14 protein-coding genes and 1 pseudogene are annotated in these 14,779 nt (G+C 50.2%); 8 read left to right on the top strand and 7 right to left on the bottom strand.

Annotated features, from left to right (window positions below):
* Positions 1 to 38 precede the first annotated feature (38 nt).
* Complete coding sequence (locus LZD49_RS25395; RefSeq protein WP_234670499.1) at positions 39 to 497, top strand: hypothetical protein; 459 nt, start codon at positions 39 to 41, stop codon at positions 495 to 497.
* Between the two features lie 232 nt (positions 498 to 729).
* Here the strand turns inward: LZD49_RS25395 and LZD49_RS36145 are convergent.
* A pseudogene (locus LZD49_RS36145) lies at positions 730 to 943 on the bottom strand (transposase); the annotation flags it as partial.
* A gap of 398 nt (positions 944 to 1,341) precedes the next feature.
* On the opposite strand from LZD49_RS36145, the gene LZD49_RS25385 reads away from it, so the two are divergent.
* The 6 genes from LZD49_RS25385 (at position 1,342) to LZD49_RS25360 (ending at position 8,825) form a co-directional block, all read left to right on the top strand.
* Positions 1,342 to 2,262, top strand: coding sequence for a family 2A encapsulin nanocompartment shell protein (locus LZD49_RS25385; protein ID WP_234670497.1), 921 nt, complete (start codon positions 1,342 to 1,344; stop codon positions 2,260 to 2,262).
* Complete coding sequence (locus LZD49_RS25380; protein ID WP_234670496.1) at positions 2,246 to 4,117, top strand: family 2A encapsulin nanocompartment cargo protein cysteine desulfurase; 1,872 nt, start codon at positions 2,246 to 2,248, stop codon at positions 4,115 to 4,117. The genes LZD49_RS25385 and LZD49_RS25380 overlap by 17 nt, the downstream gene beginning before the upstream one ends.
* A gap of 101 nt (positions 4,118 to 4,218) precedes the next feature.
* Positions 4,219 to 5,022, top strand: a complete 804-nt coding sequence (locus LZD49_RS25375; RefSeq protein ID WP_234670495.1) for a serine O-acetyltransferase — start codon at positions 4,219 to 4,221, stop codon at positions 5,020 to 5,022.
* 27 nt (positions 5,023 to 5,049) lie between these two features.
* Complete coding sequence (locus LZD49_RS25370; protein WP_234670494.1) at positions 5,050 to 7,020, top strand: UbiA family prenyltransferase; 1,971 nt, start codon at positions 5,050 to 5,052, stop codon at positions 7,018 to 7,020.
* Complete coding sequence (locus tag LZD49_RS25365) at positions 7,007 to 7,702, top strand: methyltransferase domain-containing protein (protein WP_234670493.1); 696 nt, start codon at positions 7,007 to 7,009, stop codon at positions 7,700 to 7,702. The genes LZD49_RS25370 and LZD49_RS25365 overlap by 14 nt, the downstream gene beginning before the upstream one ends.
* Positions 7,686 to 8,825 (top strand): NAD(P)/FAD-dependent oxidoreductase, encoded by a 1,140-nt coding sequence (locus LZD49_RS25360; RefSeq protein WP_234670492.1) that lies wholly within the window; start codon positions 7,686 to 7,688, stop codon positions 8,823 to 8,825. The genes LZD49_RS25365 and LZD49_RS25360 overlap by 17 nt, the downstream gene beginning before the upstream one ends.
* On the opposite strand, the gene LZD49_RS25355 is transcribed toward LZD49_RS25360, so the two are convergent.
* The 6 genes from LZD49_RS25355 to LZD49_RS25330 form a co-directional block, all read right to left on the bottom strand.
* Positions 8,760 to 9,524 (bottom strand): lycopene cyclase domain-containing protein, encoded by a 765-nt coding sequence (locus tag LZD49_RS25355; RefSeq protein WP_234670491.1) that lies wholly within the window; start codon positions 9,522 to 9,524, stop codon positions 8,760 to 8,762. The two genes, LZD49_RS25360 and LZD49_RS25355, sit on opposite strands and share 66 nt — an antisense overlap.
* Complete coding sequence (locus LZD49_RS25350; protein ID WP_234670490.1) at positions 9,521 to 9,994, bottom strand: sterol desaturase family protein; 474 nt, start codon at positions 9,992 to 9,994, stop codon at positions 9,521 to 9,523. Before LZD49_RS25350 ends, LZD49_RS25355 begins: the two co-directional genes overlap by 4 nt.
* A gap of 24 nt (positions 9,995 to 10,018) precedes the next feature.
* Positions 10,019 to 10,534 (bottom strand): isopentenyl-diphosphate Delta-isomerase, encoded by a 516-nt coding sequence (idi, locus tag LZD49_RS25345; protein ID WP_234670489.1) that lies wholly within the window; start codon positions 10,532 to 10,534, stop codon positions 10,019 to 10,021.
* A 61-nt stretch (positions 10,535 to 10,595) separates the two neighbouring features.
* Positions 10,596 to 11,432, bottom strand: coding sequence for a phytoene/squalene synthase family protein (locus LZD49_RS25340; RefSeq protein WP_234670488.1), 837 nt, complete (start codon positions 11,430 to 11,432; stop codon positions 10,596 to 10,598).
* A gap of 3 nt (positions 11,433 to 11,435) precedes the next feature.
* On the bottom strand, positions 11,436 to 12,926 hold the full coding sequence (locus LZD49_RS25335) for an NAD(P)/FAD-dependent oxidoreductase (protein WP_234670487.1): 1,491 nt from the start codon (positions 12,924 to 12,926) through the stop codon (positions 11,436 to 11,438).
* Positions 12,916 to 13,812 carry a MerR family transcriptional regulator gene (locus LZD49_RS25330; RefSeq protein WP_234670486.1) on the bottom strand — a complete coding sequence of 299 codons (897 nt, stop codon included), beginning with the start codon at positions 13,810 to 13,812 and terminating at the stop codon, positions 12,916 to 12,918. The genes LZD49_RS25335 and LZD49_RS25330 overlap by 11 nt, the downstream gene beginning before the upstream one ends.
* A gap of 128 nt (positions 13,813 to 13,940) precedes the next feature.
* On the opposite strand from LZD49_RS25330, the gene LZD49_RS25325 reads away from it, so the two are divergent.
* Positions 13,941 to 14,762 carry a helix-turn-helix domain-containing protein gene (locus LZD49_RS25325; protein WP_234670485.1) on the top strand — a complete coding sequence of 274 codons (822 nt, stop codon included), beginning with the start codon at positions 13,941 to 13,943 and terminating at the stop codon, positions 14,760 to 14,762.
* The last annotated feature ends 17 nt before the right edge of the window (positions 14,763 to 14,779 follow it).

The raw sequence follows: 14,779 nt of genomic DNA, 5'->3' as shown, positions 1-14,779 counted from the left end.
GACTTGGGATGCTATAATTGCGGAAAAACAAGACAATTATGGTAAACAATCACAAACACATCAGCTTTGCCCGCCAATTTTCATTTTTAATCCTCCTGTTGGTTTTTGTCGTTATGCTTTCGTGCAACAAGCACACGCATGATGTCAAGCCAGAAGAGAAAATCTTCCCTGAAATTCACACTGGCGTGGCTACTTTCCATGCACTTGGCGGAGTGATTGAGACTTTCAACATCCATATTGAAAAGATGGGGAATGTGCCAATCGAGGAGTACGGAGTTGTGTACGCATTTCTGCCAGAAACTACTTTGGTAGACCTTGTCGTAGATGGCCCATATCCTGCAGCGAGGTTCAAAGAAGTGGCCAAACAGGGGTCAAACACCGAGACATTCAAGATCGGATTTCCCAGCGGTACACATGCATTGTCCTACCGGGCCTATGTAAAACTGGAAGGCGGCGAGGTGCGCTATGCCGACAACAGTTTTAATAAAACGTACTAGTCATGCACTGCACGCTCCTGAAATTTCCTGCTGACCAAATGGTAATTAAATAACTCCACCAGATCAATCAACACGGTGTTCGGGTCGTTGGCGTTTAGGTAGGTCCGTACCTTCCGGACGAAATCGTAAAGCGGCTCGTAGTATTTGTGGCCGGTTTCTTCCTGGAAATCCTGGATCGTGAAGGCGTTGCCTTTTTTCAGGATCATGTATACGGCAATGAAAAAGTAGGAGATAGGCAGCTTGCTACCTTCCAGCACGGTTCCGCTCTGCAAAGTGGTGCGGAACCTGCATTGCTTGCATTGAAACTGCTGCTTGGGCGCTAGCCAGTAGTGATGGGTGCCGCCGCATTTCTTGCAGACTATCCCTCTCCGTAACCTGAAATCTTTGAATGCCTCGGTGGCTATGGTTTCGTTCTTATATATGTCGATCAAATTGCCCGCTTGCATATTAAATAATAGATAGAGACATCCAAATCTAAGAAAAAAATAGATATAATATTAAGTCTATCGAATTTATATAGAATATTTTTAGTGGTAAACTTCCAAATGAACCAACCCATGAATTCTATTAAAACCATAGGGAAATGCGCCAAATTTTCGACGGTAATCGGCCCCATTCTACAATAACATATTTGGTATTTTGAAAATGAAAGCACTATATTGGTATAATCTATGGCTGCTGGCCGGATTGGGAAACGGGATTGCAAATGGCTGGTGGCAGACTGTGTGGTTCTTTAAATGCCTGATTTTAAGTTCACGTATGTTTGTGATCGTTAATCCGGCCGCGCCTCTAGAATCTCATTCGGCGCAATGCAGCGCGTTTCTCAATAATAATCAAATACAGAATGGCCAATTTAAACCAAAATCAAACTGCCTTGGGTGACGTAGCAGCACGGCAGTTGGCGATCGCGACGCGGACAGTCCCTCAGTTCGAGGCGATCACCCCGCGTTGGCTTACGCATTTGCTGAACTGGATCCCCGTGGAATCCGGCGTCTACCGTCTCAACAAAGTAAAAGACGGAAGCACAGCAGAGGTAGATTGCTCCCGACGCGACGAACGCGAGCTTCCGCATACGTTCATCGATTACGTGGAAAACCCGCGCGAGTATAACCTGACGGCGGTGCAAACGGTGCTCGATGTGCATACCCGCGTCTCGGACCTGTATAGCAAGCCCTATAACCAGATCAGCGAGCAGCTGCGCCTGACGATCGAAAGCATTAAGGAACGTCAGGAAAGCGAATTGATCAATAACCAGGAATATGGACTGCTTGCAAGCATTGCCGACAAGCAGAGAATTTCAACACGCCTCGGACCACCAACGCCAGACGATTTCGACGAGCTTTTGACGAAAGTTTGGAAAGAGCCCGGTTTTTTCCTCTTGCATCCACAAGCCATCGCCGCATTCGGCCGCGAGTGTACGCGCAAAGGCGTTCCACCACCGACCATCTCGCTTTTCGGTTCCCAATTCATTACATGGCGCGGTATCCCGCTGATCCCTTCTGATAAAGTACCGGTCGAAAACGGCAAAACAAAAATCCTCCTCCTCCGCACGGGCGAAAGCCGCCAGGGCGTGGTTGGGCTGTACCAACCGGGCTTGCCGGGTGAGCAGTCGCCAGGACTTTCCGTTCGGTTTATGGGTATCAATGACAAAGCGATCGCCTCTTACCTCGTTTCGCTTTATTGCTCACTGGCGGTGCTGGTCGATGATGCGATTGCAGTGTTGGAGAATGTAGAAATCGGTAACTACCATGAGTACAAATATTGACGGATTGCCAGGCGGCCTTCCAGGAGGCCTTCCAGGAGGCCTCCCAGACGGCTTGCCTGATGCCGATGCGCTCGGAAGGCTCGCTAACGAGCTTTTCAAGGCATTGCCTGGCGAAATGCCGTCGCCGGTATTTTCGCCACGGCTGGAAGACCATCCGAGGGCACAGAAAATGATGGGTATCATTCGGAACGGGTTCGAGCCGACCCATTCGGCATCGCATCAGGATTTTAACCTGAACGAACCGCCGACGAGCCTGCCCGATCCGCATTTTACGGATGGGAAAGTGCCGCCGTCAGCGGCAGGATTCGGTATTTCGCCCGGCAATATACAGCCGCCGGCACAGTCGAATCCGGCATTGCCCTACCAGTTTGACAACCACCATGATCTGACTGAGGTATTCGGGAGAATCCCCGATTTCGGCAGTGTGCCGCACATTCCCAGCACGAATGCGCGGGTTGTTGAGCCTTCTTTTTATTTTTTGAATGAAAACCTGTCGGAGCGTGCCCATATTCCCGGTGTTTCGAGCCTTATTCCAAAGAGCTTTTCTCCGTTTTCATTCAATGATATTCATGTGGGGAACGACCGCGACCAGCTGGGCCGGGCCGTCAGAAGTCCTGCGAGTGCCATCCCATTCGACGTCAACCGTGTCCGCAACGACTTTCCGGTTTTCAAGGAACGCGTGAACGGGAAACCGCTGATATGGTTCGACAATGCAGCTACGACGCAGAAACCGCAGCAGGTGATCGACCGGATCAGCTATTTTTACCAACACGAAAATTCCAACATCCACCGCGCCGCCCACGAACTGGCTGCACGGGCAACGGACGCCTACGAAGGTGCGCGCGAGAAAGTGAGGGCATTTTTGAATGCAGGTTCGGTGAATGAGGTCGTATTTGTGCGGGGCACGACGGAAGCCATTAACCTCGTAGCCAAAACCTGGGGAAACCAGAACCTGAATGCGGGCGATGAAATCATCCTGAGCCACCTCGAACACCACGCCAATATCGTTCCGTGGAAGCAACTGGCGGATAAGAAAGGTCTGGTCATCCGGGTCATTCCGGTCGATGATGACGGTCAGATCCTGCTCGATGCGTATGCAGGCTTGCTGAGTCCGAAGACGAAACTGGTGTCGTTCACACAGGTTTCCAATGCATTGGGGACGGTGACCCCCTCCAAGCCTATCATCGATATGGCCCATGCTGTTGGTGCCAAAGTGCTGCTCGATGGTGCACAATCGGTCTCACACATGCGTACCGACGTACTTGCGCTCGATTGCGACTGGTTTGTATTTTCCGGCCACAAAGTGTTCGGCCCGACGGGCATTGGCGCATTGTATGGCAAGGAGGACCTGCTGAATGCCACCCAGCCCTGGCAGGGCGGCGGTAATATGATCGTGGATGTGACATTCGAGCATATTCAGTACCATAATGCGCCTTCCCGCTTTGAAGCCGGCACCGGGAATATAGCGGATGCTGTTGGATTAGGTGCGGCGTTGGACTATGTAAACCATTTGGGAATTGAGAATATTCATCAATACGAACACTTCCTGCTGGAATATGCGACCGGGCTCGTGAAAAATGTCCCCGGCCTGCGCATCATTGGCACGGCAAAGGAAAAGGCGTCGGTATTGTCATTTGTTTTGGAGGGTTATAAAACCGAGGAAGTAGGCGCTGCGCTCAATAAAGAAGGTATTGCTGTCCGCTCGGGCCACCACTGCGCCCAGCCGATCCTGAGAAGGTTCGGTCTGGAAACAACCGTGCGCCCGTCGCTGGCATTTTATAACACCTGCGAGGAAGTCGATGTGCTGGTGGCAACACTGCACAAGCTCGCAGGAGGCCGCGGCATCAGACGCTGACGAACATTTATCGCCGACCATGGACAATAGACTGCCGACCATTGCGTAACCTTGCTATGGTCGATGGTCCGCCGTCCATGGTCATTTTAATATACTCAACCATGTCCCCGTCACTGATTGACCTTTTAAAGAAAACGCATCATGCCGAATGGGAAGCGACACCTTCCTGGCACGATGCCACAGTCTGGCTCGACAACCTGATCCATTTCCTGTTTCCCAGTAATCATTTGCCTAAAAAGACCTCTTACGAAGGGATTTTGAAGAAAAATCAGATCGATCTTGAAAACATCCTGCTGAGCTATCTCGATCCTAAAAACGTGGCGATAGAGGAGAAAGCTGAGTTGTTTTACGACGAACTGGAAACGATTTACAAGGACTTGCGACTCGATGCCAGCAAAATTTACGAGTACGACCCGGCCGCCACGAGCGTGAATGAAGTGATCGTTTCGTATCCCGGTTTTTATGCCATCGCGGTGTACCGCATTGCCAATCACCTCAGCAGGTTGCAAATCCCCGTGCTGCCCCGCATTCTCACCGAGTATGCGCATGGCAAAACGGGCGTCGATATTCATCCCGACGCCACGATAGGCGTTCCGTTTATGATCGATCACGGGACGGGGATTGTTATTGGGGCCACGTCGGTGATCGGAAAAAATGTGAGCATTTACCAGGGCGTTACCCTGGGCGCATTGCAGGTTGCGAAAGAACTGCACAACACCAAGCGTCACCCGACGGTAGGAGATAACGTTATCATTTACGCCCGTACGACCATCCTCGGGGGCGACACCATCATCGGCGAGAACAGCGTCATCGGCGGCAGTGTTTTCCTCACCAAAAGCGTAGCACCCAATTCGCAGGTCTTCAACACGCATCAGCTGAGGATAACAACGAAGGTGGAGGGATAATTATCCCCTTTTTGCCTATCTTGCCTTATGCCTGCACTCATCGACCGCAATACGATCAAGCTGCTGAGAATCCCGTTCTCATTCTTCCTTGCGCCGTTGTTTCTCTTTGCTTACAGCCAGGCCGAAGCGGTGGTGCACAGACAGGCTTTGTGGAGTTTTCTGATCATCCATTTCCTCGTTTATCCCGCCAGCAACGGCTACAACAGCTACATCGATCGGGACGAGGACAGCATTGGCGGGCTCGAAAAGCCGCCGCTTCCTACGGTTCAACTTTTTTACCTCACCATTTTTCTGGACGTCGCCGCAACCGTTTTAGCACTCGTTTTCGTAAATACATTGTTTGCGTTCTGTCTTGTGCTCTACATTGGCGCATCGCGGGCTTATAGTTCCCGGCAAATCAGGCTGAAAAAGTATCCGGTGATCGGATTTCTGACTGTCGTGATCTTTCAGGGAGCATTCACATACTATATGTCCATTGCCGGCATTTCAGGTGTTGCATTGCGGCTCGATACGGCCAATATGTTCGTGCTGCTGGGTTGCTCTTTCCAGATCGCAGGTGCGTACCCGCTCACACAGGTGTACCAGCATGAGCAGGACCTGCGTGAAGGCATTGTTACATTGAGCTATAAACTAGGCTATATCGGCACATTTGCGTTCACGGCAGTCATGTTTTTACTCTGCAATGTGTGTTATTATGTGTACTTTACAATGAGGGAGGTTGGAATGATTTTTTACATTATCCAGGTGTTCTTCATTCCCATTGTGATCTGGTTTGCGGTCTGGTTTTCGCTCGTGTGGAAGGATCGCCGGCAGGCCAATTTCCGCAATACGATGCGGATGAACTGGATCGCGGCGATTTGCATGAATAGTTGTTTCATCCTATTAATAATTATCAACAGAATTCCATTGAGTTATCTATCCTCTATTGAAACAGCCGTTCCCGAATATGGTTACACGCAGGAAACGCTTACTGATTTCTACATGCGGTCGACCGACGACTTGAATACCCGCCGGAAAATCAGGATTGTAGCCAGCAAAACGGGCATCGACAAGCGTTATTCGGTGATCGCCGATTTTGATAAAAACCCCGAAGATTTTACCTTTTTTAACCAAAATTCCACACTACTTCCCGAACCGACGCTGAGCGCGCGAATGGCTCTTTACCAGCAACACGCCACGGCATTGTCCAAAAAGGCGATTGAAAAGATTCCTGGTTTCGAGAATATAAAACACAAGATCACGCATTTAATAACGGTCACCTGCACGGGACTGTTTGCGCCCGGCCTGGATGTGGAGCTCATGCGCGAACTTGGGCTTAACCCTACAATCCAGCGAAGCAGCGTCAATTTCATGGGATGCAATGCGGCCATTCTGGCGCTGAAAAATGCGGATGCGATCTGTAACAGCAATGCCAACGCCAGGGTGCTGGTGGTCTGTACCGAGCTTTGCACGATCCATTTTCAGAAAAAATACAATGACGATTACCTGCTCTCGAACATGCTTTTTGGCGACGGTGCAGCTGCATTGCTGGTATCGTCGAAGCCCGATGACCGCTATTTGCACCCCGTAAAAATCGACGGTTTTAAATCGATGATTTTACATAACGGCTATTCGGATATGGCGTGGCAACTTTCCGAGACGGGTTTTATCATGAATTTATCGTCCTATGTGCCGGATCTGATCCGCGAGAACATTGGCCCTATGCTGAAAACGGTGGGGCTCAAACCCGACGATTACCGGCATTGGGCGGTGCATCCGGGCGGGAAACGCATTGTGGACGACTTCGCCGCCGCATTGGAACTGGACCGCTGCATGCTGGCCCCTACCTACAATGTGCTGCGCGACTACGGCAATATGTCTTCGCCTACCGTTTTGTTTGTGCTGAAAGAGGTGCTTGAAAAAGCCAAAGCCGAGCATTCTGGAAACCGCATATTCACTGCCGCATTCGGACCGGGGCTCAGTATTGAAACCATGCAGCTGCAATATGTTCAGGCATAGGAGTTTGCAAAAGGAGCTGCTTGATGCAGAGGAGATTCCTGCGGCAGACCTTTTTCAAAATCTAAGGGAACTGGATTTTATCAACCATTGGTTGGGCGGCTACGACATTTCGTTTGCCGCTTTGAAGCGCGTCCTGCAAAAGGGGCGTCGCTATGTGCTCGTCGACATTGGCTGCGGGGGAGGAGATACGCTCAAACGCATTGCCAATTGGAACAAAAAGGCCGGTTTCGAGCTGAATCTTTATGGTATCGATCTGAAATCCGATTGCATTGCATATGCCGGGCAAAACCTGAACAGGAGCGATGTAACGCTCATTTGTGACGACTACCGCAATACTTACCAGCATTTACCGCAGGTCGATATCATTCACGCCTGTCTTTTTTGTCATCACCTTAATAATCCCGAATTGATTGAGCTTGTGCGGTTTGCATTGCAGCATCGCGCTGTGCTTGTCATTAATGATTTGGAGAGAAACGCGGTAGCGCATTATTCGATCAAGTTTCTGACAAGGCTTTTTTCTAAATCCTACCTTGTCAAAAATGATGCGCCGCTGTCTGTTTTGCGGGGTTTTAAGAAGAGTGAATGGCTGGCTATCCTGCATGCAGCAGGTGCAAAGCGCTTTTCGGTTCGCAACAAATGGGCATTCAGACATGAAGTGATCGTGTATGGAAACGCAGACTGAACATTTCGAATGTGCGGTGATCGGCGGGGGTCTTGCTGGCTTGTGTCTGGCAGTGCAGCTGGCCAGTCGCGGGGTGTCGGTGGTGGTGTTTGAAAAAAATAAATACCCTTCTCACAAGGTCTGCGGAGAATACATTTCCATGGAAAGCTGGCCGTTTCTGGAAGGTCTAGGGGTGCCGCTGGCCAGGTTGAACTTGCCGGAAATTCATCACCTCGGTGTTAGTTCGGAACGGGGATTTATGCTGGAACATCCGCTGGAAATGGGCGGATTCGGGATTAGCCGGTACAGTCTGGACAATTGTCTTTTTGAAATCGCTAGTCGGATGGGCGTGCGCGTCATGCAGGAATGTCGCGTAACGGACGTGCAGGGAAACCCATCGGTTGGCTTCGAAATCCGTACTTCCCTGGGGAATATTCGCGCAAAAACCGTTTGCGGTAGCTATGGTAAGTATGCGCCGCAGTTTATCCATTTGGACGATAGCAATGCATTAAAAGCCGACTCGCAGAACTACATTGGTGTTAAATACCACATCAAAACCAACTTTCCCTCCAATCGCATCGAACTTCATAATTTCAGCGATGGGTATTGCGGCATTTCAAAAGTGGACGGGGAATGGCATTGCCTGTGTTACCTCACGACGGCACAAAACCTGCTCGCAAATGGAAAGGACGTGAAGCGGATGGAGGAAACGGTGCTGTACCAGAATCCGTTTCTGAAAAACCATTTTTCCAATGCCGAATTTGTGAACGCGCAGCCGCTTATTATCAGCAATGTGCAGTTCAATAAAAGGCAAACAGATGCGGGTGGGATTTTTCTGCTGGGGGACGCTGCCGGTTCCATTACGCCGTTGTGCGGCAATGGCATGAGCATGGGCATGCGGGCTTCGAAATTGCTGGCCGAGCAGCTTTTGCTATTTTTTGACCAAAAGCAAAGCCATGAAGAAGCATTAAAAAACTACCACCGGGCCTGGAATGCGGCTTTCGGAACGAGGATCCGGGCGGGCTACCACCTTCAAAAGCTGTTTGGCAAAAGCCGGACAACCGATTTTGCATTAAAACTACTGCACCGAACGCCCTGGCTTACGTCCCAACTTATTTCCCTCACCCACGGCACGACCTTCTGAGGCCCGCTTCGTTTTCTCTGCTTTTTGAAGAAAATATTCGAAAAGCAGCGCATTGAGCAGCAGCAGCAGCATTCCATAAAAAATGTCCTCAACAGGAATGGTCAACATGCGTACACCGAGGTTTTCGGCATTGTTGTACCAAACAACCGGCTTTTCGGGGCCGGTGCCGGTGAGTATGCCATTCACGATGAGGAAAGGTAAAAGCAGGAATTGATGCGAATAGTAGAATAGACCGAGCCATTTCGGCTTGTATTGCCATTTCAGATAGACCAGAAAAGCGCCCAGGGCAGTGGCCGTGGAGGCCGTATAATAGCGGCCTGTTCCGAGCAGCCCCAGCACAATGCAGAGAATCAGGAAAATCCAGGTGACCGCGTTTTCAGCTCGCAAATAAAGCTCCGGGCCCTTCCACAGCCGGAAACAGTAGTAGGTAAACATGCAGGCGTAGGGAATGCAGATGAAAAACAGCACTTCCTCGATCGGCAAGCCGAACAGCCCGATGCCGGTAAGGTATTGCGGTGTGAATCCCCAGACACCGATTTTTGTAAAATAGCTATCCCAAATAATAAACGGCACAGCCGAAAGCAGGATTGCCAGCCATAGTGCTTTCCACTGCCTGTCCAGCCGGATTTTGGGATGGAACGACGCTAGCAGTGGCACGGCTATGGCGCCAAGGTCGACCAGCAGGTAGAGCAGGCTCATTTCGCGTTCGCTTTTTGGGCTTCACGGAAGTATTTCAAAGGAACCCAAAGCATTCCGTAACATTCGCCATCGTGCTTTCCCAGGTGTTTATGGTGCATTTTGTGCGCCCTGCGGATGGCTTTCAGGTAAACGGAGTCGCTGTTTCGCAGCGCTTTGAAGCGCTGATGAATGAATATATCGTGAACGAGAAAGTACGTGAAGCCGTAAATGGTAATGCCCAGGCCAATCCAGAACAAATAATTAAATCCCGCATTCAGGCCGAGCCACAGGAAAGCTATGCCGGGCGTCGCGAAAATGACGAAGAAATAGTCGTTTTTTTCGAAAAAATCGCCGTCGTCGCGCTGGTGGTGGTCATGGTGTAAAAACCACAGGAGGCCGTGCATCAGGTACTTGTGCGCCAGCCACGCCACGCATTCCATAGCCACGAATGCGCCGACCGTTATGAGTGTGTTGATGATCCAGTGTGGCATTGTTCAGGTTTTTGAAGTTAAGAATCAGTGCCCGATCTCGCGGGCGATCACCGGCACGCATATCTTGAACCATTCGGTGTAAGCATGCGGATTTTGCGCGATGTCGGCTTGTATTTCTGCTATCGTCAGGTACTTGTAATCACTTGCTTCGGCCGGATCGATGACCGGGACGGCGTCGGAAACGCCCAAAAAAACGTGATCAAGCTCATTTTCTGTGAGGCCGTTTTCCAGGTCGGCGCGGTATTGAAATGTATACAAGAATTCAAGCTCCGCCTGAATGCCCATTTCTTCTCCCAGCCGCCGCAGGGCACCATCGTGCGCCGATTCGCCCGGTAAAGGGTGGCTGCAACAGGTGTTGGACCAAAGTCCTTCCGAATGGTATTTGCCGAATGCCCGGCGTTGCAGCAGCATTTCGTTTTTTGAGTTAAAAATAAAGACTGAGAATGCGCGGTGCAGCACGCCTTTTTCATGCGCTTCGAGCTTGGGCATCAGGCCAATGGCTTCGTCGTTTTCCGTTACCAGAACAACTTGGTCATGCATAGGATGGTTGGTTTTCAGGTTTTGTATTGTGGGAGTAATCTTTCTTCACAACACAAAAACGTCATAAAAGGTCAAACTGGTGCCTCAGCAGTGACCGAAACATGAGTCCAAATTTGTCGATATCGGGAATGCGGATCCTTGCGTCCATTACCTTTTCCGGCGGTGTTTCTTTGATCCTCAGAAACAGCTTGTGATAATAGTAATAAGCCAGATACACGCCTCTGCGCGAACTGGCGGGCAGCAGGCGGATGCCGATGAGTGCATCCTGAAAATCAGCCTCGATTTCCTGCTGGATCACCACTTTTTCGGCATAAGAGAAATGGTTGAAATTCACGCCGGGAAAGTAAGTCCTGCCCAGCACCTGATAATCCGCTTTGAGGTCGCGCAGGAAGTTAACCTTCTGAAATGCAGCGCCCAGTTTCATGGCATAAGGTTTCAGGGATTCGTACAGACCGTTATCGTTTTCAGCAAAAACACGCAGGCACATCAAACCGACCACCTCTGCCGAGCCCAGCACATATTCATCGTAAGAGTCCTGCGTGTGTTCCTTTTTAGCCAAATCCATTTCCATGCTTTTCAAAAAGGTGTCAATCAGCTCCCATTCAATCTGGTAGGCGTGTACCACGTGCTGGAAACTGTTTAGTATGGGATTAATGCTGATTTTTTCGTGGATCGCTTCCTGGGTTTGCTGCCGGATCCGCGCCATCATTACCTCCTGTTCGTAGCCGTGAAAACTGTCGACAATCTCGTCGGCAAGCCTCACGAACCCGTAAATGCCGTAAATGGCCTTGTGAAATGTAGGTTTCAGAAAATAAATACCCAGGGAGAACGAAGTGCTGTACAGCTGCGTGGTTTTTCTGCTGCACGACGCCGATAGTTGATCAAAAAGGCTTTTCATAAGCTAACTGTTTAGGTATTTGAGAACTTCACGCGCGGCGATCGTGCCGGATATGATGGCGGGGGGCACCCCGGGGCCGGGAACAGTGAGCTGGCCTGCGTAAAACAGGTTATCCACTTTCCGGCTCCTCAGTTTCGGTTTAAAAACGGCAGTTTGTCGAAGGGTATTCGCCAGCCCGTAGGCATTGCCCTGGTAAGCATTGTAATCGCTTTTGAAATCGGACACGGAATAGCTTCTCTTGAAAACGACATGGTCGCGAATGTTCTCGCCGGTAAACTTTTCAAGTCGATCCATCAAAATTCCGTAATAATGCTCCCTAATAGTTTCCGGATCGGGTAAGCCGGTGGCAATAGGCATGAGAACGAAGAGGTTTTCCTGGCCCGGGGGCGCCACCGTCGAGTCGGTCATGGATGGGCAGCAGACGTAAAACAGCGGTGCGGTCGGCCATTTCTTTTCAATGTAAATTTCCTCGGCATGCAGGCCAAAATCTTCGTCAAAGAACAGGTTATGGTGCCGCAGGTTACTCACGCGCCGACCGATTCCAAGGTAAAAAAGCAGGCATGAAGGGGCAAAAGTCCTGCTTTCCCAATAACTATCATCATATTGTCTGTCCTGCGGTTCCAGCAACGCTTCTTCGATATGGCGGTAGTCTGCGCTGCCCACGACTGCGTCCATCGGCATTGACCGGCCGGAGGAGTGAATATGCTGGATTTTGCTGCCCGAGGATTCCAGTTTTTCCACCGTTTCCGACGTCCGGAACTGCACCCCCGCTTTGAGCGCAATGTCATGGAATGCGTCAGCTACCTGGCCGAAGCCGCCCATGGGGTAAAATGTACCCTGTTTCAGTCCGGAATAGTTCATGAGGCTGTACAGCGCCGGCGTGTCTTTCGGCATGGCCCCAAGGAACAGTACTGGGAATTCGATTAACGCCAGCAACCGCGGGTCCTTGAAAAATCGCCGCGCATGTTTGCTGAAAGAACTGAAAAGCTGCAACCGGAGCGCCTGCCCGAAAAGGCGAAGGCTCATAAATTCGGTGATCGAATGCCCCGGTTTATACACCATATCATGCATTCCAACGCGGTATTTGAACTCTCCGTCGGCAATGAACTTGCGGAGCTTATCCGCGGCACCTTTTTCAATGCTTTCAAAAAGCTCACAAAGCCGGTCGAAATCTGCCGGAATATCCAGGAGATCGTTACCAGGGAAAATAACCGCGAAGCCGGGATCCAGTTTTTTGAGATCGTAAAAATTCGATACGCTCTGACCGAAATGTCCGAAAAAGCGTTCGTACACGTCGGGCATCCAGTACCAGCTCGGGCCCATATCAAAAGTAAAGCCGTGTTCCGTAAAGGTCCGCGCCCTGCCGCCTATGCTTTTGTTCTTTTCGAAAATTGTAACGTTACAGCCGCTCTGGGCCAAAATGGCACTGGCCGCCATCCCCGCGAAACCCGCGCCGATCACTCCGACGGTTCGTTTTCCATTGTTAGCTGGCATGTGTTGTATGGGGTTTGATGGTTTCAAGGAGGCTTTCGATCGATTGAATGTGGTGAATGCGGGCGTCGCTCCGCGACGGCTCAAAATCGCCGGAATAGCACACCTCGCAATATGGAAAATCGTTGAGCAGCTGTTCGAGCAGGGCAGGGCCGTGGTGGCCCGGTTGGTTACTTACGAAAAAAGTATAGATGTTGGATGGATTGATGTCGTTTGCGACGGTTAAAAGGTCAGTATACGGTACTCGTGCACCGAGGTACACAGCGCGCTTCCCCGCACGGACCAACATATAGTAGGCAAACAAAAGGCCTATTTCATGTTCCTCGCCTTCATGCAGAAACAGCACCCACGGCTGGCCTCCATTTTCAGGCACGGGCAATGTGTCTATCGCCGCAAAAAGTTTTTGGCGGATCAGGTTAGACAAAAAGTGTTCCTGCGCGGGAAGCAATGCATCCCGGGTCCACATGAGCCCGGTTCTTACTAAAAGCGGATAGAGCACCTTTTCATAAGTATGCACCATTCCCAGGCGTTCGATGGCTTCGGCAAACAACCGATGGAATGCGGCCGCATCATATTTAGAAATGGCCACGATGGCCTGATTGATCCATGCCTCCACATGCTCATCGGTTTGCACCGACTCGCCGATAATCCGGTCGATCTCCGCTTGCATCTGCGCTTGGTTAAGCTGGCTGATCTGAGAAATCTTCATGCCACGGTTCAGCAAGGTGCAGACATTCAGGAGCTTCTTAACATCATCGTCATTGTAGAAGCGAATATTGGTGCCGGTTCTCTCGGGTTCCAGCAGGCCATAGCGCTGCTCCCAGATGCGGATGGTGTGCGCCCTGGTGCTGGTAATGCGTTCGAGATCCTTGATGGAGTATACCGACATATTTTGTTTAACGTTTTTCAAAAATAGTTAAACAAAATTATTTGTTTACTTTTTTGTAGGAAAAATAAAAATTGCTGCTACTTTTGATATTCATAATATCTTATGTTTGATTTTAAAAATATCATCTCATGGGTGCGCAGGATATATTCTGGTCGGTCAATATCAAGTTCCTCCGTTTGCGTCAGAAACTTAGCCAGGAGGCCCTGGCGGAAAAACTCGGGATCAGCAGGGTGAAGCTTAATGCGATCGAAAGCGGGAGAACGGCCAATCCGACGGTGGATGACCTGATCAATTTTTCGGAGTATTTCCGGATGAGCATTGATAGTCTCCTTAAAATAGAGCTGAGCAAGCTTTCCGATCAAAAGCTGAAAGACCTGGAAGAGGGAAGCGAATTGTTTATGAAAGGCGATCAAATCCGCGTCCTGGCCATCACGGTGGATAAGGAAGACAAGGAAAATATCGAATATGTACCGGTCCAGGCGCGCGCCGGGTATCGGTCCGGCTATGCCGATCCGGAGTTTCTGGCCACGCTGCCACGCTTCAACCTGCCCACTGTTCCGAAGAATGGCACCTTCCGGATGTTCCCGACAGTCGGCGACTCTATGCTACCCGTTCCTGAGGGCGCAGATATTATCACCAGATATATTCAGGACTGGACGACCGTAAAGCCGGAAACGCCTTGTATCGTCATTTTGAAAGGGGACCAGGATTTTGTGTTTAAACAGGTAACTATTAACCAGTCTGCCGGTACGATGCTGCTTCAATCCTTCAACAAACAATACTTTGCCTATACTGTACCGGTCGGGGAAGTGATTGAGTTATGGGAATATTACAGCTTTCACAGCAAAGCGTTGCCAGAACCACAAACAGACATGCAGCAGCTTATGCGAATGTTGCAGGAAATGCAAAATGAGATAAAAGAATTGAAGAGGCGGTCGAGCTATAAGTAAGGATATTCGACCTACAA

The sequence above is a fragment of the Dyadobacter sp. CY261 genome, assembly GCF_021440085.1.
In the GTDB taxonomy this organism is placed as follows: Bacteria; Bacteroidota; Bacteroidia; order Cytophagales; family Spirosomataceae; genus Dyadobacter.
This window is presented reverse-complemented; position numbering and strand designations above follow the sequence as displayed.

Coding starts and splice junctions, on each gene's coding strand:
- LZD49_RS25385 (WP_234670497.1), top strand. CDS start 1,342: ATGGCCAATTTAAACCAAAATCAAACTGCCTTGGGTGACGTAGCAGCA.
- LZD49_RS25350 (WP_234670490.1), bottom strand. CDS start 9,994: ATGCCACACTGGATCATCAACACACTCATAACGGTCGGCGCATTCGTG.
- LZD49_RS25335 (WP_234670487.1), bottom strand. CDS start 12,926: ATGCCAGCTAACAATGGAAAACGAACCGTCGGAGTGATCGGCGCGGGT.
- idi (WP_234670489.1), bottom strand. CDS start 10,534: ATGCATGACCAAGTTGTTCTGGTAACGGAAAACGACGAAGCCATTGGC.
- LZD49_RS25325 (WP_234670485.1), top strand. CDS start 13,941: ATGGGTGCGCAGGATATATTCTGGTCGGTCAATATCAAGTTCCTCCGT.
- LZD49_RS25370 (WP_234670494.1), top strand. CDS start 5,050: ATGCCTGCACTCATCGACCGCAATACGATCAAGCTGCTGAGAATCCCG.
- LZD49_RS25375 (WP_234670495.1), top strand. CDS start 4,219: ATGTCCCCGTCACTGATTGACCTTTTAAAGAAAACGCATCATGCCGAA.
- LZD49_RS25330 (WP_234670486.1), bottom strand. CDS start 13,812: ATGTCGGTATACTCCATCAAGGATCTCGAACGCATTACCAGCACCAGG.
- LZD49_RS25395 (WP_234670499.1), top strand. CDS start 39: ATGGTAAACAATCACAAACACATCAGCTTTGCCCGCCAATTTTCATTT.
- LZD49_RS25380 (WP_234670496.1), top strand. CDS start 2,246: ATGAGTACAAATATTGACGGATTGCCAGGCGGCCTTCCAGGAGGCCTT.
- LZD49_RS25365 (WP_234670493.1), top strand. CDS start 7,007: ATGTTCAGGCATAGGAGTTTGCAAAAGGAGCTGCTTGATGCAGAGGAG.
- LZD49_RS25355 (WP_234670491.1), bottom strand. CDS start 9,524: ATGAGCCTGCTCTACCTGCTGGTCGACCTTGGCGCCATAGCCGTGCCA.
- LZD49_RS25340 (WP_234670488.1), bottom strand. CDS start 11,432: ATGAAAAGCCTTTTTGATCAACTATCGGCGTCGTGCAGCAGAAAAACC.
- LZD49_RS25360 (WP_234670492.1), top strand. CDS start 7,686: ATGGAAACGCAGACTGAACATTTCGAATGTGCGGTGATCGGCGGGGGT.